This window comes from Nocardia sp. PE-7 (assembly GCF_030486425.1).
Lineage (GTDB): Bacteria > Actinomycetota > Actinomycetes > Mycobacteriales > Mycobacteriaceae > Nocardia > Nocardia salmonicida_A.
On record NZ_CP129614.1, the window covers coordinates 6,935,147 to 6,956,893 of the forward strand.

General features: G+C 68.0%; 17 protein-coding genes. 9 read left to right on the plus strand and 8 right to left on the minus strand.

What is annotated here, in order from left to right; genetic code table 11:
* Positions 1-2: 2 nt before the first annotated feature.
* From QX204_RS32440 to QX204_RS32460, 5 genes are all read right to left on the minus strand, one after another.
* Positions 3-998, minus strand: a complete 996-nt coding sequence (locus QX204_RS32440) for an AAA family ATPase (protein ID WP_301904257.1) — start codon at positions 996-998, stop codon at positions 3-5.
* Entirely contained in the window at positions 995-2,023 is a 1,029-nt protein-coding gene (locus QX204_RS32445) for a DUF4129 domain-containing protein (RefSeq protein ID WP_301904259.1), read from the minus strand. Before QX204_RS32445 ends, QX204_RS32440 begins: the two co-directional genes overlap by 4 nt.
* A complete protein-coding gene (locus QX204_RS32450) occupies positions 2,020-2,904 on the minus strand; it encodes a hypothetical protein (protein ID WP_301904260.1) in 885 nt (294 codons plus the stop codon). Before QX204_RS32450 ends, QX204_RS32445 begins: the two co-directional genes overlap by 4 nt.
* Positions 2,905-2,957: 53 nt before the next feature.
* Entirely contained in the window at positions 2,958-4,571 is a 1,614-nt protein-coding gene (locus tag QX204_RS32455; RefSeq protein WP_301904261.1) for an adenylate/guanylate cyclase domain-containing protein, read from the minus strand.
* Between the two features lie 186 nt (positions 4,572-4,757).
* Positions 4,758-5,303, minus strand: a complete 546-nt coding sequence (locus QX204_RS32460) for a TetR/AcrR family transcriptional regulator (RefSeq protein ID WP_301904262.1) — start codon at positions 5,301-5,303, stop codon at positions 4,758-4,760.
* Positions 5,304-5,384: 81 nt separating this feature from the next.
* Between QX204_RS32460 and QX204_RS32465 the strand changes: the two genes are divergently transcribed.
* Positions 5,385-6,896 (plus strand): MFS transporter, encoded by a 1,512-nt coding sequence (locus QX204_RS32465; protein ID WP_301904263.1) that lies wholly within the window; start codon positions 5,385-5,387, stop codon positions 6,894-6,896.
* A 48-nt stretch (positions 6,897-6,944) separates the two neighbouring features.
* Here QX204_RS32465 and QX204_RS32470 read toward each other — a convergent pair whose 3' ends face one another.
* Positions 6,945-8,768 carry a DUF4407 domain-containing protein gene (locus QX204_RS32470; RefSeq protein WP_301904265.1) on the minus strand — a complete coding sequence of 608 codons (1,824 nt, stop codon included), beginning with the start codon at positions 8,766-8,768 and terminating at the stop codon, positions 6,945-6,947.
* Between the two features lie 929 nt (positions 8,769-9,697).
* Here QX204_RS32470 and gltB point away from each other — a divergent pair.
* From gltB to QX204_RS32510, 8 genes are all read left to right on the plus strand, one after another.
* The gene (gltB, locus tag QX204_RS32475; protein WP_301904267.1) at positions 9,698-14,365 is read left to right on the plus strand and encodes a glutamate synthase large subunit; all 4,668 of its coding nucleotides are present in this window, start codon (positions 9,698-9,700) and stop codon (positions 14,363-14,365) included.
* Positions 14,366-14,421: 56 nt separating this feature from the next.
* Entirely contained in the window at positions 14,422-15,894 is a 1,473-nt protein-coding gene (locus tag QX204_RS32480) for a glutamate synthase subunit beta (RefSeq protein WP_301904268.1), read from the plus strand.
* Between the two features lie 190 nt (positions 15,895-16,084).
* A complete protein-coding gene (locus QX204_RS32485) occupies positions 16,085-16,711 on the plus strand; it encodes a tetratricopeptide repeat protein (protein WP_056822515.1) in 627 nt (208 codons plus the stop codon).
* A 341-nt stretch (positions 16,712-17,052) separates the two neighbouring features.
* Complete coding sequence (locus QX204_RS32490) at positions 17,053-17,400, plus strand: hypothetical protein (protein WP_301904269.1); 348 nt, start codon at positions 17,053-17,055, stop codon at positions 17,398-17,400.
* Positions 17,397-18,326: a hypothetical protein gene (locus QX204_RS32495; protein ID WP_301904270.1), complete on the plus strand. Its 930-nt coding sequence runs from the start codon at positions 17,397-17,399 to the stop codon at positions 18,324-18,326. The genes QX204_RS32490 and QX204_RS32495 overlap by 4 nt, the downstream gene beginning before the upstream one ends.
* Positions 18,323-18,826, plus strand: a complete 504-nt coding sequence (locus QX204_RS32500) for a roadblock/LC7 domain-containing protein (RefSeq protein ID WP_301904271.1) — start codon at positions 18,323-18,325, stop codon at positions 18,824-18,826. The genes QX204_RS32495 and QX204_RS32500 overlap by 4 nt, the downstream gene beginning before the upstream one ends.
* A gap of 10 nt (positions 18,827-18,836) precedes the next feature.
* Positions 18,837-19,208, plus strand: a complete 372-nt coding sequence (locus QX204_RS32505; RefSeq protein ID WP_301904272.1) for a hypothetical protein — start codon at positions 18,837-18,839, stop codon at positions 19,206-19,208.
* Between the two features lie 222 nt (positions 19,209-19,430).
* Positions 19,431-20,330 (plus strand): cutinase family protein, encoded by a 900-nt coding sequence (locus tag QX204_RS32510; RefSeq protein WP_301908190.1) that lies wholly within the window; start codon positions 19,431-19,433, stop codon positions 20,328-20,330.
* Between the two features lie 333 nt (positions 20,331-20,663).
* Here the strand turns inward: QX204_RS32510 and QX204_RS32515 are convergent, their stop codons facing one another.
* Both QX204_RS32515 and QX204_RS32520 read right to left on the minus strand, forming a co-directional pair.
* Positions 20,664-21,284: a histidine phosphatase family protein gene (locus QX204_RS32515; protein WP_301904273.1), complete on the minus strand. Its 621-nt coding sequence runs from the start codon at positions 21,282-21,284 to the stop codon at positions 20,664-20,666.
* Between the two features lie 127 nt (positions 21,285-21,411).
* On the minus strand, positions 21,412-21,729 hold the full coding sequence (locus QX204_RS32520; protein ID WP_056822509.1) for a hypothetical protein: 318 nt from the start codon (positions 21,727-21,729) through the stop codon (positions 21,412-21,414).
* Between the last annotated feature and the right edge of the window lie 18 nt (positions 21,730-21,747).

Here is a 21,747-nt window from a genome sequence, read left to right on the forward strand (position 1 = left end):
CGCTAGACCGGAACCGGCACCGAGACCAGCAACGACGAGAGCACGCCCTCGGTGCTCACCCCGTCCAGCTCGGCCTCCGGCCGCAACTGCAAGCGATGCCGAAGTACTGCCATCGCCACGGTTTTCACGTCGTCGGGCGTCACATACGTGCGCCCGTTGAGCCAGGCGAAGGCACGGGCGGCGGCCAGCAGCGCGGTCGCACCGCGCGTGGAGGCGCCGTGCGCGACGGCGGGGGAGGAGCGGGTGGCCCGGCACAGATCCACGATGTAGGCCAGCACCTCCGGGCTCACCGCCACCTCGCCCACCGCGGCGCGCGCGGCCGCGATGTGCGCGGGCCCGGCGACCGGCCGCAGCCCGGCGGCGCCGAGATCACGCGGATCGAAGCCGCCTGCGTGGCGTTGCAGGATGCGGAACTCGTCGTCGCGGTCGGGCAGGCGGATGTCGACCTTGAACAGGAACCGGTCGAGCTGGGCCTCCGGCAGCGGATAGGTGCCCTCCTGCTCGATCGGGTTCTGCGTGGCGACCACCACGAACGGATCGGGCAGCGCACGCGGCTGACCGTCCACCGAAACCTGGCGCTCCTCCATCGATTCCAGCAGCGAGGACTGGGTTTTCGGTGGGGTGCGGTTGATTTCGTCGGCCAGCAGCAGGTTGGTGAAGACCGGGCCCTTGCGGAAGGTGAACTCGGCCGAATGCGGATCGTAGATCTGGGATCCGGTGACATCGCCCGGCATCAGGTCCGGGGTGAACTGCACGCGCGCGTGGTCGAGCGCCAGCGAGGTGGCCAACGCGCGCACCAGCAGCGTCTTCGCCACGCCGGGAACACCTTCCAGCAGTACATGCCCGCGGCACAACAGGGCGAGCACCAGGTACAGCACGGCCTGGTCGTTGCCGACCACCGCCTTGCCGATCTCGGTGCGCAGCGCGGCCAGCGCCGCCGCGGCTTCCTGCGCGCTCGGCGCTTCCAGTGCGACAGCGTCTTTGGAAATATTTGTCATCCGAGCTCCGTCTCGATCCATTCGAGGTGTGCGGCAACATCATTGAGGGTCGTCTCGTCCGGCACGTCACCGAACAGGACGGTGCCGATCCGTTGAGCGGGGACGCCGAGTCGACTCGACACGACTGCGACGAGTTGATCGTCGGTGAGCTGGCCGCCCAGCCGTGGCCTGATCCGGCGCAGCGTCGCCTCGCGCAAGATCCGCGCCACATGGGCCACGTCGCCGGAGCGCCGGTACAGCCCCGCCTGCCCCGCGAGCAGCTCGTTCGCGGCGACCTCGACCGGGCGCGGCTCGCCGACCAGCGCGCCACGCCTGCGCGCCCGCCACCAGATCAGCGCCACGAAGGCCAGCAGGAACTGCAAGCCGCCGAACGCCAGCCAGCCGGGCAGCCGGGTGAAGATCGAGTCCTTGCCGCTGCCGAAATCGAGGTCGCTGTCGTCGGGCGGCGGCCTGTCGGGCGGATCCGGGGGGTCGGGCAGGTCGGGGGTGTCGGGCGCGTTGGGGGCGCCGCACGACTGCATGGTGGCGTAGATCAGCAGCGCGATGGCGAGTCCGGCGGCCAGCGTTGCCCAGAAACGGGGGCTGCGCAGGATTCCGGGCAGCGGCGGAAGTTTCCTGCGCTGCTTGGGTTCTCGTTCGACGACCTCGATCTCGAGCGGGTCGAGGACCGGCGGCGGCGCGGATTGGGAGTAGCGGTCGGCGTACTCGAGGCGGCGGTACTCGTCCTCGGTGGCCGCGCGTCCGCCGTAGACGACTTCGTCGAAGCTGCGTGCCGCCGGGTGCAATGCGGTGGATTGCTCCAGCGGGAGCGCGGTGGTCGCGTCGTCGGCGGTCTCCTGCGCCGTGCGCGAGCGGCGCACCGGCAGGCTGCCGTCCTGTTCGAGTCCGCGCAGGACGGCGCGGAAACGTTCGCGCAGGGCGCGGTCGTAATCGCGTCGGTCCGCGGCATTCTCGGCGGCGGCGCGGTGTTCGGCGGCGGCGCCGAGGCTGGGTCGAGGTGGGACGCCACCGGGGGAGTCGGTCACCGGCGATCACCGGGGATTCGGATGTCCATACCTTCCCGGACGCAGCGCCTGCTGATGTAGCAGAGCACGCGGCTGGTCGCCTCGACGATCTCGCTCACCGTCACCACCAGCAGGAATCCGCCGACGAGCAGGGTGATAACGGCCCAGCGGTGGGTGCCGGAGAAATCGGAGAGGAAGAACGGAATACCGAACGCGGGCACCGCGAGTACGGCGAAGATGCACCGCTGGGTGAGCCACAGACCCGCCGTCGACCAGACGCCACCGTGCACGAGCTCCTTCGAACGGGCCACGCCTCCACCGAAACCCGCCTGCTCGGCGACGATCACCGGTTCGGCGACGAACCGGCGCGCCCGCACATGCGAGAGCCAGATCAGCGCGAGCGGAAAGGTGATCACCAGAACGCTGCCGAGCAGCAGCACCCCGATTCCGGTGAGCGTGAACATGATCTGCGCAATCACCAGCGGCATCGCCCGGCGGCCCGCGGCCCGCAACCCGTCGAGCACGCCGTAACGCACCCCGTGGAAATCGGCGAGCCCGATGGCGACGGTCGCGCCGCGCAGGACCAGGCGCACCAGCCACACACCTGCCGCGGTGGCCAGGATCGCGGCCCACGCGGTACCCGCGTCGGAACCGTCGGTGAGATGGGAAACCAGCCCGGTGAGCCCGAGCACGCCGAGCACCGCCAGCACCAGCGCACTGCCGCCGAGCACCGCGAAGGTCCGAAGATGGGCCTGGATCAGGGCGAACGGCTCATCGAGCAATTCGCGGAAACGCAAGGGGCGGATCGGCACCGTAGGCGGCATGTGCGGTACCGGCGCAGGCACCGGTGCCGGATCGACTCCCGCCCCGACGGCGCCAACCGTTTCGACGGCGGGACGCACGGGCCCGAGTGTAGTCAATCCCACCCGAACCGCCCGGTCATGCGTACTGCGCCCTACCGAACGTCAGCGGATCCACGCCCGGTGCCGGCACCCTTGTCGGCCCGCTCGGACAGCCTCGGCAGCGCGATCTGCGTGGGCTTCAAACGCCCACGCAGGGTGACCGTCTCACCGGGAATCCACTGCGCGGATTCGGCGTCGTCGGCGGCGGCGAGCGTGGTCGCCGATGTGAGCAAGCGTTCGTCGTACTGCTTGGACAGCTCGCACAGCCGAGCTGCCTCGTTGACCGCATCGCCGATCACCGTGAACTCGTACCGGTTGTGCGTACCGACATTGCCCGCGACCACCCGTCCCGCCGCGACGCCGATACCCGCGTCGAGATCGGACGCGCCATGCAATCGACGCTGGATCGCCCGTCCGCACGACAGCGCCGACCCCGCCAGGTCGTCGAGCGGAGCCGGAGTGCCGAACACGGCCAGCGCCGCGTCGCCCTCGAACTTGTTGAGCAGCCCACCGTGGCGTTCCACCTCGTCGACGACGATGTCGAAGAACCGGTTGAGGATGCCGACGATCTCGGGCGCGGGCAGGGTGGCCGCCATCGTGGTCGAGCCGATGATGTCGATGAACAGGGCCGCGGCCTCGGTCTCGGTACCGCCGAGCACCGGCTGGGAGGCGATCGCCGCCATCGCGACATCGTGGCCGACGTGCTTGCCGAACAGGTCCTCGATCATCGCCCGCTCGCGCAGGCCGTGCACCATCGTGTTGAAGCCGCTCTGCAACTCGCCCAGTTCGGTGCCGTCGTAGAGGGCGATCTCGGCGTCGAGGTCACCGTTCTCCACGCGGCGCAGCGCCTGGCGTACACCCTTGATCGGGGCCACCGTCGCCGCGACGACCTGGGCCATCAGGATCAACCCGAACACCAGTGCCGAGCCGCCGAAGCAGAGCATGCACACCGCGAGCCTGGCCTTGCTCACCGCGGGATCGGCCAACGCCCAGATCGCCACTGTCATCGTCAGCGTCACCGGTACCCCGACGCCGACAAACCACGACAGCATGGTCCGGCCGAACACGCCGATGCCGCGGCGGCGGTGCGGGTCGGCGGCCAGCACGCGCGCGGTCACCGGACGCAGCGCGAATTCGATGATCAGATAGCTGTTGGCGCACACCACGATCGCCGCGGCGCCGATCGCGAGGACGACCTTGGGGATCAGCGCCGGTTCGAGTACGCCGTAGACAATGGTGAGCGCGGTCAAGGTCAGCGTCCACAGGAGGGCCTGCTGCAGCACCATCCAGCGCGGCGCCGACACGGTGACCTGCTGTTCGGCCGGCGTCGGCACATGCTCGGGATCGGTGGCCCAGCCCATCGAGCGCACACCGGCCACGGTGCCCCACGCGGTACCGACCGCCAGCGCGAGGGCCGCGCACAGCGGCGTGAAGACACTGTTGACCAACAGCAGTTCCTGGGTGAACACGGTCGGTCCCGGCAGCACGAAGCCCGCCAGCACCACCACCATCGTGATACCGATCAGATTGGCGATGAGCAGCGGAATGGTGAGCAACAACTGCACTCGAACGCGCCGGGCGGTCGACTTCTCGTCGGCTGGTCCGAGCAGCGGGGAGCCCCACGGCGCCGATCCCGCCGCGCGTGTCGATCCATCGCGGTTGATCACACTCGAACTGTAAACCGGCGAAAGGACCACGGACCACAGAGTTGCGTAGGTCACTAAGTGAGTCCGTTGGCTATACCAACTGGTAGCGGTGGCTTTTGTGAGCCTCCACCGGCTCGGCGATCATGGGGCTATCCGCAGCGGTGTTCGGTGTACAAGCGTCCACTCAGTGCGTGCGCTCGCGGAATGTCAGCGCTGCAGCAGCCGGTCGACGACGGCGCGGTAGCGCGCGGGCTCGATCTGCGGCAGGCCGAGCAGGGCGCGCAGGTAGACCCCGTCGCCGACGAGGCGGATCGTGTCGGCGCGGACGGGGTCGTCGACCTCGGTCTCGAGGTTGGCCGACCAGGCCGCCATCACCGCGTCGAGGGCGCGCTGCACCTCGTCGGGTTCGCTGCCCGCCGAGGCGTCGATGGTGCGCATGGTCGCCAGCAGTGAGCGGTACAGGGCGAGTTCCACGGCATCGGCCTGCGCGGTGGGGTCGGGGGTCTGGAGGTACCACTCGGCGATCGAGCTCCCGCTCGCTCTGGCTTCGTCGAGTTGGGTGCGGGCGCGCTCACCGAGTCGATGCACCAGCCCGACGAGCAGCGCGTCCTTGCTCTTGAAGTGGTAGAGCAGCCCGCCCTTGGACACGCCCGCCGCCGCGGCGACGTTGTCGAGGGTCATCTGGGCCGTGCCGCGTTCGAGCAGCAGGGTTTCCAGGGCGTCGAGGATGCGATCGCGGGTGCCGGGGCTCACAGTGCCCACTGTACCGTCTGGACGGCTTTTCCTGTTACTGTACCGGCTGGACGGTTTACCAACCTGAAAGTCGAGAGACCGATGAACACCCCCACCACACTCGCCCCGCCGCGCGCCACCCCGCGTGAGTGGGCGGGCCTCGGCGTACTGGCCCTCGCCCTGCTGCTGCTCGCCGTCGACGCGACCGTGCTCGACCTGGCCGTGCCCGCGATCAGCGCCGACCTGGCCCCGAGCACCCCACAGCTGCTCTGGATCATCGACGTGTACTCGTTCGTGCTCGCCGGCCTGCTGGTCGTGATGGGCAACCTCGGCGACCGGATCGGCAGGCGCAGGCTGCTGCTGATCGGCGCCGTCGGCTTCGGCATCGCCTCGGCCCTGGCCGCATGGGCGGTCTCGCCCGAGATGCTGATCGCGGCGCGGGTACTGCAGGGTGTGGCAGGTGCCACGCTGATGCCCGCCACCCTCGGGCTGATCCGCTCGATGTTCCAGGACGCGCGTCAGCGCACGATGGCGATCGGCGTGTGGAGTGCGATGGCCGGTGGCGGCGCCGCGGCCGGTCCGCTGGTCGGCGGTTGGCTGCTCGAACACTTCTGGTGGGGCTCGGTGTTCCTGGTGAACCTGCCGGTGATGCTGGTGCTGCTGGCACTCGCGCCGCTGCTCATCCCCGAATCACGTGACCCGAATCCGGGCCGGTTCGACGCGCTCAGCGCGCTGCTGTCCATGCTGGCGCTGGTCCCGGTGGTCTACGCGGTGAAGGAAACCGCCGCGCACGGTCCCACGGTGAGCGCGCTGCTGGTCGGCCTGGTCGGGGTGATCTCGGCCGTGCTGTTCGTGCGCAGGCAGCGTCGTCTGACCGATCCGATGCTCGACCTGCGGCTGTTCGCGTTGCCGAGGTTCCGGGTGGCGGTGTTCACCAACCTGCTCGCGGTGTTCGCGCTGGCAGGCGTGCTGTTCTTCGGCTCGCAGTATCTGCAGCTGGTGCTCGGCCGCACACCCTTGCAAGCGGGTCTGCTGATGCTGCCCGGACTCGCGGCGAGCGTTTTCGGCTCGCTGGCCGCCGCCCTACTCGTGCGGCGCTGGCGTGCGACGGTCGTGCTGGCCGGTGCGCTGGTTGTCACCGCGCTCGGCACGACGGCCTTCCTCGCGGTCGACGTGGTGAGCGGTGCCGAAGCGTTCGTGCTCGGTTTCGTCGGGATCGGTCTGGGCGCAGGCGTGGCCATGACGGTGGCCGCCGACCTGGTCGTCGGATCGGCTCCGGCCGAACGTGCCGGTGCGGCCGCGGCGATCTCGGAGACCGCCTACGAGACCGGTCTCGCGCTCGGTGTGGCCCTGCTCGGGAGCACCGTGATGGCGATCTTCCGGCGTGGTCTCGACCTGTCTCTGCTACCCGACGACGCGGTGGCGACCGCGTCGGGTTCGCTCAGTGGCGCGGTCGAGGTGGCCGCCGAGCTGCCCTCCGCGGTGGCACAGGAGTTCCTGTCCTCGGCGAATCAGGCGTTCGTCAGCGGCATCCATCTGACGGTGGTCGGGATCGTCGCGGTGCTGCTGTTCGCGGCCTACAGCGCGGTCCGGACGAAGACCACGCGTGGCTGAGCGCGAGTTCGGGACAGCGGGCGCTGCCTGCTGTCCCGAACCGTGCGATCAGCGGGCCGGCGGCAGCTGACGACGGCCGCCGGGGAGCTCGCCCGCGCCGCCGCCGGGGAGTTCACCGTGGCCCTGCGCCTCGGGCAGACCGTTGCCCTGTCCGGCGGGCAGTGCGGTGTAGGTCGGCGCCGATGGGTACTGACGCGGGTCCGGGTGGAACCGGCTCGACGGCGCGTCGACCACGTTCGAGGCGATCTGCTGGGGATAGGGCTGGTACGGCTGCTGGTACTGCTGCTGCGGGTAGGCGCCGGGCGGCAGGTAACCCTGCGCGGGCTGTCCCTGCAGCTGGTAACCGGCGGGAACCTGCTGCTGTGCCGAGGAATCCTGGGTGTCGACGGTGACCTTGCGCGAGCGGCGCAGCGTGAACGTCACCTCTTCGACCTCTTCGAATGCCTGTCGCGCGGTCCGCATCGGGTGCGTGGCCGAGTCGAACGCGTTGGCGACGAACGAAGGCACCAGCGGCCGAATCCAGCGGGCCGCGGTGTCGGTGAACGGCACTGTTCCGATGATCGGCAGCTCGAGGCCGCCACCGCTGGTCGGCGCGGGCGCGGGGGCCTGCTGAACAGGGGCCTGGTGCGCGGGGACGAGCGCCCCGGCGGGACCGGTGGGCAGCGCGTGCTGGGCATAACCGGCGGGCAGCTGCGATGTCACGTTCGGCTCCAGAGACACGGAGTCGTCCTTTCGATGCGGCTCGGAGAACCCGAGCTCGAAACCGCCGATCGCGGCGATGATCCTGGTGCGCTGACGTTCTCGATCGATCACGGTATCGGCTTCGATGGCCAGTTGCGCGGCGGTGAGCTCGTGTTCGGCGCGCAATGCGGCCGTCTCGGTGCGAACCTCGGCGCGTTTCACCGCGATGGCCGCGTCGGCTTCGCGCTGGGCCCGATCGGCCACGTCCGCGGCGTCGACCCGGCGGTCCAGCGAGGTTTCCCCGCGCCACCAGCGCAACAGCAGCGGCAGCAGGGCCACCACGATCCCCGCGAGCAGAACGAGAAGTCGCAACGCCGCGGCCCCCGCGTGCGAAGCGGTGTAGCTGTTCATGGCCAGCCAGCGGGCGCCGAGACCACGGTCGGCCTCGGCGATCGCGCTGGTCCGCGCGGCGGCGAGGGTGGCGGACTCGGTGCGAACCCGCTGGTCGAGGCCCTCGACGCGGCCCTGCGCCGTGGCGAGCTGCTTGCGGGCGTCGTCGAGCATGTCGTTGGCGGTCTGGGTTTCCGGACCGCGACCGGGCACCCCGGTGATCCTGGTCCGTGGGCATTCCGGCGTGGGGTTGTACTCGCACCGGGCGATCACCAGCGCGCGGTCGATATCGGCCTGCGACTTGGCGATGCTCAGGTCGAGCGCGGCACGGTCGGCGGTGGCCAGGTCGAAGGTGGTGCGGGCGGCGACCACAGCGGGTGCGCTCTCGGCGCCGGCCTGGGCGCGTACATCCAGTTCCCGGTCGACGGTCCCGCCGAGCAGCACGGTGGCGGCGAGTTCGGCGACGAACACCCCCGCCAGCACCCCCACCCCGATCCGGGCCGCGACTCCGAACCGGTCATCGTCGGCCCCGGGACGAGTGGTGGCCAGCGCCCGCCCGAGCGCCCCCACCGCGCCCGCGACGACCAGCGCGAACAGCACCGCGCCGAGCACACCGACATCGGCGGCGAGCAGCGCGCACAACGCGACGAGACCGGCGATCAGCGCGAACGACGACACGGCGGCGCCGGTGACGAGATAGCGGCCTTGTTCATGGCTGAGAGCCAGGTCAGCACCCGTTTCAGGGTCCCGGCGCCGAGGCGAGGCGAGGCCTCCGCCGAGCCAGGTGAGTAAGCCGGTCATGAATTCTCCCCGGGTCGTGCGCTCCACTGGGCATGGCGAAACTGGTAGGCATGGCGAAACTGGCATGGATTCGTTGTGTCAGCGTGACAGGCCGGACACCGACACACCGAGTGCCGAGGTGCGGCTTGTGGTCAGCCTCACAATCGAGTGCGGCCTGCCATCGCGTGGACCGAGACATTTCCGTGCCCGCCTCGGCGTGTCGTGCGCGGCGAGCCGGGCTCCACCGCCGTCCGCGCCCGATTTGTGTCGAACGACACTGCCAAGAGTTAGCCAGAGGTGTGCTGTGGCGCACATTTCGCAATACAGACCGTACGGTCGGCTGACTGGCGCGCTTGTGGGGGCCCGTGTCGGGAATATCTCACAGTCCCCACCCCCGGTTAGCGGAGGTGGGAGGTTTGACCAGGGCATCTGCAGGGAAATCTGCTGCGGTGCAGGTGAGTTCAGCTTTCGACCCCGGGTCGGCGGCTGATCCGAGCCTGCTCGTCCACGGTGTTCACGCAGGTAGGAACGGGTTGTCCGGGATCGATCCGGTCCCCAGTCTGCTTTACACTGGACGACGCGCGCGACGATGCAAGCAGCCGTTACAAACCCCAGCTAGACGGGTTACTTAGCACAACCTTAGTTGGTTGGGTCTGCGGTCTGACTTATCGTTTGCTCTTACGCCGAACGCACCCATGTTCGGCCAACCACCTGTTCGAGGTCCGGTGAAACCGGGCCAAGAGTAGCGGGTGAAACCCCGCGCAGAGGTAAGGGAGAAGTAAGCATCCCGTTACCTCTGAGCACCCCAACTACGTCAACGCCGCAAACCACCACCGTCGCTGGTTTCGGATCGTACGGACGCAGTCTTGACGGAGGCGAAACGACGAAGGGCCCACGCTCAGCTTGCTGGGTGGCCGACATCGACAGCCGACTTTCTTGAAGGCAGAGGCATGACGCAACTTCCTGGCCACAGGTCACCCGGAGTCACCGGGCTCTACGATCCGGCATTCGAACACGACGCCTGCGGCGTCGCGTTCGTCGCCGACATGCATGGACGACGCAGTCGAGACATCGTCGACAAGGCCATTACGGCCCTCCTGAACCTGGAGCACCGCGGTGCTGCGGGTGCCGAGCCGAACTCCGGCGACGGCGCGGGCGTCCTGATCCAGCTCCCGGACAAGTTCTTCCGCGCGATCATCGCCGAAAGTGCCGCCCCCTTCGAGTTGCCGCCGGAGGGCTCCTACGCCTCCGGTATCGCCTTCCTGCCGCAGGCCCGTCGCGAAGCCGCGCGGGCCGCCTACGGCGTCGAGAAGATCGTCACCGAAGAGGGCCTGGCCGTACTCGGCTGGCGCGAGGTGCCGATCGACGAGTCCTCGCTCGGTGCGCTGGCCCGCGATGCCATGCCGACCTTCCGGCAGATCTTCATCGGCTCGCCGAAGAACTCCGCCGAGCAGCTCTCCGGCATGGACCTGGAGCGTCGCGCCTACGTGATCCGCAAGCGGATCGAGCACGAGCTCGGCAAGGCAGGCCCCGGTGAGGGCACCGTCGGCAAGGAATCGGTGTACTTCCCGAGCCTGTCCGGCCAGACCTTCATCTACAAGGGCATGTTCACCACGCCCCAGCTGCGTGCGTTCTACCTGGACCTGCAGGACGAGCGCGTCGAGTCGGCCATCGGCATCGTGCACTCGCGCTTCTCCACCAACACCTTCCCCTCGTGGCCGCTGGCGCACCCGTTCCGCCGGGTCGCCCACAACGGTGAGATCAACACCGTCACCGGCAACGAGAACTGGATGCGCGCCCGTGAGGCGCTGCTGCGCAGCGACGTGTTCGGCAAGGACGAAGCGGGCAAGGACCGTCTGCAGAAGATCTTCCCGGTCTGTACCCCCGGCGCTTCCGACACCGCGCGTTTCGACGAGGTGCTCGAACTGCTGCACCTGGGCGGTCGCGAACTGCACCACGCCATCATGATGATGATTCCCGAGGCGTGGGAGCGGAACGAGAACCTCGACCCCGAGCGGCGCGCGTTCTACGAGTACCACTCGATGCTGATGGAGCCGTGGGACGGCCCGGCGGCGGTGTGCTTCTCCGACGGCACCAAGATCGGCGCCGTGCTCGACCGCAACGGTCTGCGCCCCGGTCGCATCTGGGTCACCGAAGACGGTCTCGTCGTGCTGGCCTCCGAGGTCGGCGTGCTCGACATCGATCCCGCGACCGTGGTCCAGAAGATCCGCCTGCAGCCGGGCAAGATGTTCCTGGTCGACACCGAGCAGGGGCGCATCGTCACCGACTCGGAGGTCAAGTCCGAGCTGGCCGCGGCGCAGCCGTACCAGGAGTGGCTCGACGCGGGCGTGAGCCGGCTGGCCGATCTGCCCGATCGCCCGCACGTGCACATGTCGCACGACCGCGTGCTGATCCGTCAGCAGATCTTCGGCTACACCACCGAGGACCTGAACCTGCTGATCACGCCGATGGCCAAGACCGGCGGCGAGGCACTGGGCTCGATGGGTACCGACACCCCGATCGCGGTGCTGTCGAACCGTTCGCGTCTGCTGTTCGACTACTTCTCGCAGCTGTTCGCGCAGGTCACCAACCCGCCGCTCGACGCCATCCGCGAGAAGGTCGTCACCAGCCTCAAGCGCAACCTCGGCCCCGAGGCCGACCTGCTGCACCCGGGCCCCGACTCCTGTCGCATGATCGCGCTCGAACAGCCCATTCTCGACAACGACGAGCTGGCCAAGCTCGTCCACATCAACGACGACGGCAGCCAGCCGGGCCTGCGCTCGGTGGTCGTGCGCGGTCTGTACCCGGTCGCCGAGGGCGGCGAGGGTCTGCGCAAGGCGCTCGCGGCCATCAACACCCAGGTCTCGGCCGCCATCGACGGCGGCGCGCGCATCATCGTGCTCTCCGACCGTGAGTCCAACGAGAAGCTGGCGCCGATCCCGTCGCTGCTGCTCACCTCGTCGGTGCACCACCACCTGGTGCGCGAGCGGACCCGCACCATGGTCGGCCTGGTCGTGGAGGCCGGTGACGCCCGCGAGGTGCACCACATGGCCCTGCTGATCGGTTTCGGCGCCGCCGCGATCAACCCGTACATGGCCTTCGAGACCATCGAGGACATGCTCGAGCGCGGTTCGCTGCAGATTCCGGGCAGCACCGGCGATCTGTCCGCCGACTTCCGCACGGCCGTCGCGAACTACTGCACCGCGGCCAGCAACGGCGTGCTCAAGGTGATGTCGAAGATGGGCATCTCCACCCTCGCCTCCTACAACGGCGCCCAGCTGTACCAGGTCATCGGCCTGGCCCAGGATCTGGTCGACGAGTACTTCACCGGCCTGCGCTCCCCGCTGGGCGGCATCGGTCTCGACGAGATCGCCGAAGAGGTGGCCATCCGCCACCGCGTCGCGTTCCTGGAGAACCGCAACGAGCGCGCGCACCGCGAGCTCGAGGTCGGCGGCGAGTACCAGTGGCGTCGTGAGGGCGAGTACCACCTGTTCAACCCGGACACGGTGTTCAAGCTGCAGCACGCGACCCGCACCGGCCAGTACTCGATCTTCAAGGAGTACACCAAGCTGGTCGACGACCAGTCCGAGCGCTTGGCGGCGCTGCGTGGCCTGTTCAAGTTCAAGTCGAACCAGCGCGCGTCGATCTCCATCGACGAGGTCGAGCCCGCGAGCGAGATCGTGAAGCGTTTCTCGACCGGTGCGATGAGCTACGGCTCCATCTCTGCCGAGGCGCACGAGACCCTCGCCATCGCGATGAACCGCATCGGCGCCCGCTCGAACTCCGGTGAGGGCGGTGAGAGCCCCGCTCGCTTCGAGGTCGAGGAGAACGGCGACTGGCGTCGGTCGGCGATCAAGCAGGTCGCGTCGGGTCGCTTCGGCGTCACCGCGCACTACCTCACCAACGCCACCGACATCCAGATCAAGATGGCCCAGGGCGCCAAGCCGGGCGAGGGCGGCCAGCTGCCCGCGCACAAGGTGTACCCGTGGGTCGCCGAGGTGCGTCACTCCACGCCGGGCGTCGGCCTGATCTCGCCGCCGCCGCACCACGACATCTACTCGATCGAGGATCTGGCCCAGCTGATCCACGACCTGAAGAACGCGAACCCGCAGGCGCGGATTCACGTGAAACTCGTCGCGGAGCCGGGCGTCGGCACCGTCGCCACCGGTGTCTCGAAGGCACACGCCGACGTGGTGCTCATCTCGGGCCACGACGGCGGCACCGGTGCTTCGCCGCTCACCTCGCTCAAGCACGCCGGTGGTCCCTGGGAGCTCGGCCTGGCCGAGACCCAGCAGACCCTGCTGCTCAACGGCCTTCGCGACCGCATCGTCGTGCAGGTCGACGGTCAGATGAAGACCGGCCGCGACGTGATGATCGCCGCCCTGCTCGGCGCCGAGGAGTTCGGTTTCGCGACCGCGCCCCTGGTCGTCTCGGGTTGCGTCATGATGCGCGTGTGTCACCTCGACACCTGTCCGGTCGGCATCGCCACCCAGAACCCGGTGCTGCGCGAGCGCTTCACCGGCAAGCCGGAATTCGTCGAGAACTTCATGATGTTCATCGCCGAGGAGGTGCGTGAGCTGCTCGCCGAGCTGGGCTTCCGCACTCTCGACGAGGCCGTCGGCCGGGTCGACCTGCTCGACACCGCCAAGGCCAAGCAGCACTACAAGGCCGCGAAGCTGGACCTGTCGCCGATCCTGGACATGCCGGAAACGGCGTTCATGAACCAGAACACCCGGTGCACCACCACCCAGGACCACGGTCTGGACAAGGCTCTCGACAACGAGCTGATCGCGCAGAGCGCCCCCGCGCTCGAGCGTGGCCAGGCGGTCAAGATCGAAACCAAGATCACCAACGTGAACCGCACGGTCGGCACCATGCTCGGCCACGAGGTGACCAAGCTCTACGGTGGCGCGGGCCTGCCCGACGACACCATCGACATCACCTTCACCGGTTCGGCGGGCAACAGCTTCGGCGCGTTCGTCCCCGCCGGTATCACGCTGCGGGTCTTCGGTGACGCCAACGACTACGTCGGCAAGGGTCTGTCGGGTGGCCACATCGTGGTCCGTCCGTCGGCATCCGCACCGGAAGCCTTCGTCGCCGAGGACAACATCATCGCGGGCAACGTGATCATGTTCGGCGCCACCAGCGGTCGCATCCTGATCAACGGTGTCGCGGGCGAGCGCTTCGGCGTTCGTAACTCCGGCGCCACCGCGGTCGTGGAGGGTGTGGGCGACCACGCGCTCGAGTACATGACCGGTGGCCGCGTGGTCATCCTCGGTGACACCGGCCGCAACCTCGGCGCGGGTATGTCGGGCGGCGTGGCCTACGTCTACGACCCGGAGGGCAAGCTGCCCGGCCGGGTCAACCCGGATCAGGTCGACGCGATCGAGCAGCTCTCCGGTGACGACTTCACCTGGCTGCGCGACATCATCGCGACCCACCGCGACGAATCGGGATCGGCTGTGGCCGAACGCATCCTGAGCGATTGGTCCCAGCAGGTGAACCACTTCGTGAAGGTCATGCCCCGCGAATACAAGAAGGTTCTACTCGCCATTTCCGAAGCCGAGAAGGCAGGCAAGGACGTGGATACCGCGATCATGGAGGCGGCTCGTGGGTAGACAAGGAGTTTTAGAGATGACGTCGACACCGCACTGTGAACATTCGGGGGCAACTCGTGGCTGACCCACAGGGATTTTTGAAGCACACCTCGAGGGAAACCCCGGCCCGTCGTCCGGTCGAGCTGCGTCTGCTCGACTGGAAAGAGGTCTACGAGGAGAAGAAGTTCTCCCAGGACACCTTGAAGACCCAGGCCAGCCGCTGTATGGACTGCGGCATTCCCTTCTGTCACAACGGCTGTCCGCTCGGGAACCTGATTCCCGAATGGAACGACCTGGTCTACAAGGGCGCGTGGCGCGAAGGCATCGACCGCCTGCACGCCACCAACAACTTCCCGGAGTTCACCGGCCGCCTGTGCCCGGCTCCGTGTGAGGCGTCCTGCGTGCTCGGCATCAACCAGGAGCCGGTCACGATCAAGCAGGTCGAGGTCGAACTCATCGAGAACGCCTTCGACGAGGGCTGGGTCACCCCGGTGTACCCGACCCGTCTCACCGGCAAGAAAATCGCCGTCGTCGGCTCCGGCCCGGCCGGTCTGGCCGCCGCCCAGCAGCTCACTCGCGCCGGCCACACCGTGACCGTGTTCGAGCGTGACGACCGCATCGGCGGCCTGATGCGCTACGGCATCCCGGAATTCAAGATGGAGAAGTCGGTCATCGACCGTCGTCTGGCCCAGATGGAAGCCGAAGGCACCATCTTCAAGGCGGGCGTCAACGTCGGTGTCGACATCACCGCCGAGCAGCTGCGTGAGCGTTTCGACGCGATCGTGCTGGCCGGTGGCGCCACCATCGCCCGCGATCTGCCGATCCCGGGCCGCGAGCTCGACGGCATCCACCAGGCGATGGAGTTCCTGCCGCTGTCCAACCGGGTGCAGCTCGGTGACGACATCGCCGACGCGGACGGCCTGCCGCCGATCCACGCCAAGGGCAAGAAGGTCATCATCATCGGCGGCGGCGACACCGGCGCCGACTGCCTGGGCACCTCGCACCGCCACGGCGCCGAGTCGGTCCACCAGTTCGAGATCATGCCGCGTCCGCCCGAGGAGCGCGCCGGCTCGACCCCGTGGCCGACCTACCCCCTCATGTACCGGGTCGCCTCGGCACACGAAGAGGGCGGCGAACGTCTGTTCTCGGTGAACACCGAGCGGTTCGTCGGCAAGGACGGCAAGGTCGCCGGTCTCGACGCCCACGAGGTCAAGATGGCCAACGGCCGCTTCGAGAAGGTCGAAGGCACCGACTTCACCCTCGAAGCCGACCTGGTCCTGCTGGCCATGGGCTTCGTCGGCCCGCAGAAGCCGGGCCTGCTCACCGATCTCGGTGTCGGCTACGACGGTCGCGGCAACGTTCAGCGCGACAAGAACTGGGCCACCAACATCCCCGGCGTCTTCGTCGCCGGCGATATGGGCCGTGGCCAGTCGCTCATCGTCTGGGCCATCGCCGAAGGCCGCGCCGCCGCGTCGGCTGTCGACAAGTTCCTCGAGGGTGAGACCGCGCTGCCCGCGCCGATCCCCCCGACAGCTGTCGCCCAGCGCTGATCGCGTAACACCGAGGCGCCCGCGGACTTTCGAGTCCGCGGGCGCTTTCGTGTTGCCGAGGGGATGCGTAGGGGGCTGAACGAGCAAGTTACTCGATGGTTTCGATGGCTACACAAACGACATGGCTGATCTTCCCTGCAGCACATAGACTTTCCGTGTCGAGGTGTACGGGAAGATCCGAGGGGGAGCTGTGCCGTTGCCGCCGGAAGCGTTGGCGAACCTGCGTCGCGCCGCAGAGCGTGGTGACGGTACCGCTATGCACAATCTCGCCCACTTCTACCACGACCACAGCGATTTCGAGGCGGCCGAGCACTGGTTCCGGCGCGCCGCCGCCGCGGGCCACACGCGCTCGATGAACAACCTCGCCGTCCTGCTCGACCAGTTCGGTGAACTCGACGAGGCCGAATCCTGGTACCGCCGTGCGGCGGCCGCGGGCAACTGCAACGCGATGTTCAATCTGGCCACCATGCTCTACCAGTGTGGTGACCGTCGCGATGCCGAGACCTGGTACCACCACGCCGCCATGGCGGGCCACGTCGACGCCATGTACAACCTCGCCCGGCTCTTCGAGGACCAGCACCGCCTCGACGACGCCGAAGCCTGGTACGGCGAGGCCGCCGACCACGGCGACATCGACGCCGTCAACAACCTCGGCATCCTGCTGCGCCACCGCGGCGCCACCACCGAGGCCCGCCGCTGCTTCCGGCGCGCGGCCGACCTCGGCCACCCCCGTGCCATGGCCAACCTCGCGGCGCTGCTGGAATCCCAAGGCGCCCACCGCGAAGCGGAAACCTGGTACCGCCGCGCGGCGGGCTGATCGCGCAATCCCCGAGCACATCGGTGTGGCAGTGGTGTGCGCCGAGTCAGGCGAGGTCTGCGAAGACGCTGATTCGTCAGTTCGCCCGATGATCGCTGGAGGGTGGAAAAGGTGAGTGATCACCGGTTATGGCGACGGGCAGCGAATGATCACCGAAGTTACTGAAAAGTATTGATACCGAGCGGTTTTCCAGCAACCATCAGCAAACATATTGTGCGGCAGCAATTTTCCGGCGTTCAAGATGCGGAGAATAGCGGCGGGGTATAACGTCTCGTCTCGATCAATAGTCGATGACGGTCGGGGGCTCGGTGAATTCGCTTGATGGGTGTCTGAAACGCATCATGGATATTCCCGGAGCGCGCAGCGCGACGCTGGTGGACGGGGCGAGCGGGCTGGCTGTCGCCGCCGCCGGAGAACACCAGGGCGTCGACGAGCACGAGGACGCAGCGGGGACCACCGATGTGGTCCGAGCCGTGCTCGGGTGCCCGGCACTGGGGAGCTCCGATGACGACCTCACCGAGATGGTGGTGTGCCGGACCAGGGGGTTCCATCTCTTACACCTGGTAGACGGTGACTTCGACGGCAGGTTGTTCATGCATGTCGTATTCGACGGCGATACAGGGAATCTCGGGATGGCGCGCTATCAACTCAGATCGGCACTGGAAGATTTGACGGGCGGGAGCCGATGAGTGTCGCGCTCGCCGATGAATTGCATCGGCTCGGCGAAGAAGGGTCTACCGGAGTATTGCGGGCCGGGGACGGCGAATTCCACTTGGTCCGTGGCGCTATCGCCTCGGTGGGCTGCGGGCGCACCATCGGACTCGACCGATTGGTGGTCGAAGCCGGGGTGGCAACAGCGGAGGATTGGCGCCGCGCGGGCGCGGGCGATCCCGGTCCGCTGCTGGAACAGCCGCAACTGGAAACCCTTGCGCTGCTGTCGGTCTTCGACGCTGCCTACTTTTTGCTGGCCTCGGCGGGCGAGCCGGAATTCCGCCCGACACCCGAACACTGGCTGGCCCCGGTCTGCCATATCGCCCCGCGCGCGCTTGTGCACGAATGCGAACGTCGCAACGACAACGACCACGGTCCGTGGTCGCCCGACCTGGTCACCACGGTCCCGGTGGTTCCGGCCCGCCGGGTCAAGCGAAACCGGGTGGTGATCACCGGAAGTCAGGCCGAAGTCCTCGCCGCCGCCGATACCCGCCGCAGCATCGCCGACATCGCGCGCGATCTGGGCCGCACCACCTACGGCTGCCTCGTCGCGGTTCGCGACCTCACCGCGGCGGGCTTGATCGAGACCCCGGAGCCCGTCCCGACCGAACAACCGCAGCGCGGACGTCATCTCGCCCTCGCCCCGGAACCGGCCGACCACCGAAACTCGACACTGTCGACAACATCCGTGCCCACGCTGCCCAGACGTATCCCCGGCAGCGCGGGACCGACCCGTTCCCAGCAGGAGACGGGTGCACGAGCGGGCAGGCACGCGATCGACGAGGAAGCGACCGCGACCGCCCGACACCGCGGAGACCGAGGCCGAGCGGAACCCGAACGCTGGCGGCAGGTCGACCGCGAAACACTCATCCGGCTCAGGGCGGCGTTGGAGGAGCTTGCGTGACCGTGCGGAAGAAGCTGCTCGGTGATTGGAGGGGAAGGTTGACCAAACCGGCGATGACCGCGCCCGAACCCCGGGTGCCCGAACACAAAGCGCCCGAACACTATCCGGCCGTATTGGCCGAATTGAAGGCGTTGCGCGAGCGGCTACCTCAGCTCACCGGGTCGCTGGTGGCCTCCAGCGACGGGCTGCTCATCGAACACGACCTGCCGGTCCATCTGGAACCCGCGAGCATGGCCGCGCTGTCGGCCGCGCAGTTGTCGCTGTCGTATCGGCTGGCGAACGTCGCGCACGGCGGCGGGTTCAGCGAAGTCGTCGTGCACGGCACCGAGGGGCAGGTGGTGATCTACGCCGCCGGCTACACCTCGTTGACCGTGCTCGCCGGACCAGAAGTGAATGTCGGTCGGCTCCACCTGGAGTCGCGACCTGTAGCTCGCGCCATCGCCGGCCATCTGGCGGCGGCGCACTCGCCCGGGAACGACCTGGCGAAGATCGACGAATGAAAGGCACGATATGTCGAATATGGATCTGGCTCTGAAGGACATGATGGTGGTCGAAGGCGCGATCGGCGCCGCGATCGTCGACTACAGCAGCGGGATGGCGCTCGGAATGCTCAGCAGCACCAAGTCGCTCGACCTGCAGGTCGCCGCGGCGGGCAATACCGAGGTGGTGCGGGCGAAGATGCGCACCATCGAGCAGCTCGGTCTCAACGAGGACATCGAGGACATCCTGATCACCCTCGGCACGCAGTACCACCTGATCCGCCCGATGACGGGGCGCAAGTCCAAAGGGCTCTTTCTCTACCTCGCCCTCGATCGTGCCCGGTCCAATCTGGCGCTGGCGCGGCACAAGCTCAAGGGCATCGAAGAAGACCTGGAGGTGTGAGTTCGGCCAACGGGGGATGTGTCGGCGGTGACCTGCCGCCGACATCCCGTCTCCAGTGCGTGGCCCTGCTCGATCCGCCGGTAATTTCGGCGACAAAATCGAGAGGTCGTGTGGCACGGGATCGCTCGTACGCCTATTGTGATTCGCGGCGAGGTCTGGGGCCACAACGTCAATATTCGGGGTCTGCTCTCACATCGACGAGCAAAGGTGAACTGGAGCGGTATGCAGGTGAAGAAGGTTGTCGCGGCTCTGGGAGCGTCCGCCGCGATGGTGTCCGGAATTGTTGTCGGCAGCACGAGCGCCAGCGCGGCGCCCGCCTGCCCGAGTCTGTATGTGGTCGCCATTCCCGGCACCTGGGAAACCGGCCACGAGAAGGCCCCCGGCCCCGGCATGCTCGCCGGCGTGACCAACGGCCTGCCGAGAAGCACTGACGTCGACTACGTCACCTATGCCGCCACCGCCTTCCCCTGGGAAGGCGATGTCTACGGCAACTCCAAGAAGCAGGCGGTCGACGCCGCCCGCGGGCTGATCAGCGAGAAGCTGGCCGCCTGCGGCAACACCAAGGCCGCGATCGTCGGCTACAGCCAGGGTGCCGACGCCGCAGGCGATCTGGCCGCCGAGATCGGCACCGGCATCAGCCCGATCCCACAGGACCGGGTCGCCGCTGTCGGCCTCATCTCCGATCCGCGCCGTTCGCCGACCGATGTGCAGGTCGGCCCGTTCGCCCCGGGCGCCGGTGCCGGTGGCGCCCGGCCGGGTGGGTTCGGTTGGCTCAGTGATCGCACGCGCACGATCTGCGCGGTCGACGATCTGTACTGCGCGACCGCCACCGACGACTTCGTGACGCGGTTCGCCGGGTTCCTCGCGCAGAGTTCGGATGCGAATCCGGCCAACCTGTGGCGCTACCAGCTCGAGGCCGGGGCCATCGTCACCGACCTGATGTCGCACGGTGGGGTGCCGACGTTGCAGTCGCAGTTGACCGATGCCGCTAATCAGAAGCGGGCCAAGGATCTGGAGCAGTTCTATCGCTCGCAGGCGCACACGCTGTACGGCAGTTACTCGGTGGGTGGCGGGCAGACCGCTATCACCTGGATGCACAACTGGATCGCTCAGCAGGCCTGAGTGTTTCTGTGAGGGGCCCGGTATCGCTGCGGTGGTGCCGGGTTCTTTTGTGTGTTGGGGCTGTGTTTTTGGCGCGCTGGCGCGCGCGGGTCCGCGGCCACCACGGGTCGCCGGTCAGGCGCCGTTGCTTGCTCCTTCGTCGCCTACGCAACGGCGCCTGACCGGCGACCCGGCCGCGGACTGGCCACTTCGTGGCCGCCGCTCCCTAGGGGTCGCGGGTGGGGGCTGGGTGTGCGGTCATGGCGGGCTCGGGGTGGGCGGTGTGGCTGGGGTGTTCGGGCATGGCGGAGTCGGGGGTGGGGGTGTTGCTGGGAGTGTGTGGTTGTGGCGGAGTCAGGGGGTGGTTCGGGACAGGGCTCTTGGCAACAGGTTCCACACGTGGCCGTTTTCGTTGATGGTGGCGGCCGTGCGGGTGCCTGTGCGGGAGTAGAGGATTCGGGTGATCGAGCAGTAGTCGATCGGGAAGGTCAGGGGGCGGGGGAGGGTCAGGATGTCGGCCAGGAGGGCGTTGATCACGCCGCCGTGGGCGAAGGCTACGACGGTGTCTTCGGGTGCTGCCGCGGAGACCAGGTTGTCGATGGTGGCCAGCACTCGCGCGGTGAACGCGGGGCCGTCGATCTGCTCGGGAAGGTGGCCCGCTTTGATGCGGGCGTAGGCCTCGGCGAATTCGGTTTTCGCGTCTTCGATGGGGATGTAGGCGGGCAAGTCGCGGTCGTATTCGGCCAGGTCGTCGATGACCTCGACGGGCAGGTCGCGGGCGGTCGCGGTGGGGAGCGCGGTGTCGCGGGCGCGGCGCTGGGGGCTGCTGACTACGCGAACGATGTCGTGGGGGGCGAGCGCGGCGGGGACACGGTCGGCTTGGAGTTTGCCGATGTCGGTGAGGCCGGGGTCGGCGGCGGCGGTGTCGCCGACCACGCGTTCGGGTTGGGCATGACGCACGAGTATCAGCTGCACGCTCAACACTCTGCCGTATCGAGGTTTCCCGGGGGGACTACGGCTCTTGGTCCCGGCGAACGGGTGCTCGTTCGAGGACTCGCGGGGTCGCCTCGTCGACCGAGGGGATCGCCGCGAGTCCTCCGGGTCAGGACTGGCCGTAGGGCGGCTGACCGTACGGCGGCTGACCACCCTGCGGGCCGTTGAACGGCGGCTGACCACCGTTGTGCGGCGGCTGGTCGTCCTTCTTCTTGTTCTTGAGCAGGTAGATGCCGCCGACGATGAGCACCACGATCACCAGGCAGCAGATGCCGCCGATGATCAGGAAACTGCTGTTCTTCTTTTTCTTCTTCGCCGCGAGTTCCATCGCGGTGTTGACCGCGTCCGAACTGGCCAGGGTGTCGAAACTGCTGGTGAACATGTGCGGATCGACGAGTGCGGCCGTGGTCAGCAAGTCCAGATACATGTGATCCCATCCCGATGT

Coding starts and splice junctions, on each gene's coding strand:
- QX204_RS32470 (WP_301904265.1), bottom strand. CDS start 8,768: ATGACCGGCTTACTCACCTGGCTCGGCGGAGGCCTCGCCTCGCCTCGG.
- QX204_RS32440 (WP_301904257.1), bottom strand. CDS start 998: ATGACAAATATTTCCAAAGACGCTGTCGCACTGGAAGCGCCGAGCGCG.
- QX204_RS32490 (WP_301904269.1), top strand. CDS start 17,053: ATGGATATTCCCGGAGCGCGCAGCGCGACGCTGGTGGACGGGGCGAGC.
- gltB (WP_301904267.1), top strand. CDS start 9,698: ATGACGCAACTTCCTGGCCACAGGTCACCCGGAGTCACCGGGCTCTAC.
- QX204_RS32465 (WP_301904263.1), top strand. CDS start 5,385: ATGAACACCCCCACCACACTCGCCCCGCCGCGCGCCACCCCGCGTGAG.
- QX204_RS32495 (WP_301904270.1), top strand. CDS start 17,397: ATGAGTGTCGCGCTCGCCGATGAATTGCATCGGCTCGGCGAAGAAGGG.
- QX204_RS32505 (WP_301904272.1), top strand. CDS start 18,837: ATGTCGAATATGGATCTGGCTCTGAAGGACATGATGGTGGTCGAAGGC.
- QX204_RS32520 (WP_056822509.1), bottom strand. CDS start 21,729: ATGTATCTGGACTTGCTGACCACGGCCGCACTCGTCGATCCGCACATG.
- QX204_RS32510 (WP_301908190.1), top strand. CDS start 19,431: ATGCAGGTGAAGAAGGTTGTCGCGGCTCTGGGAGCGTCCGCCGCGATG.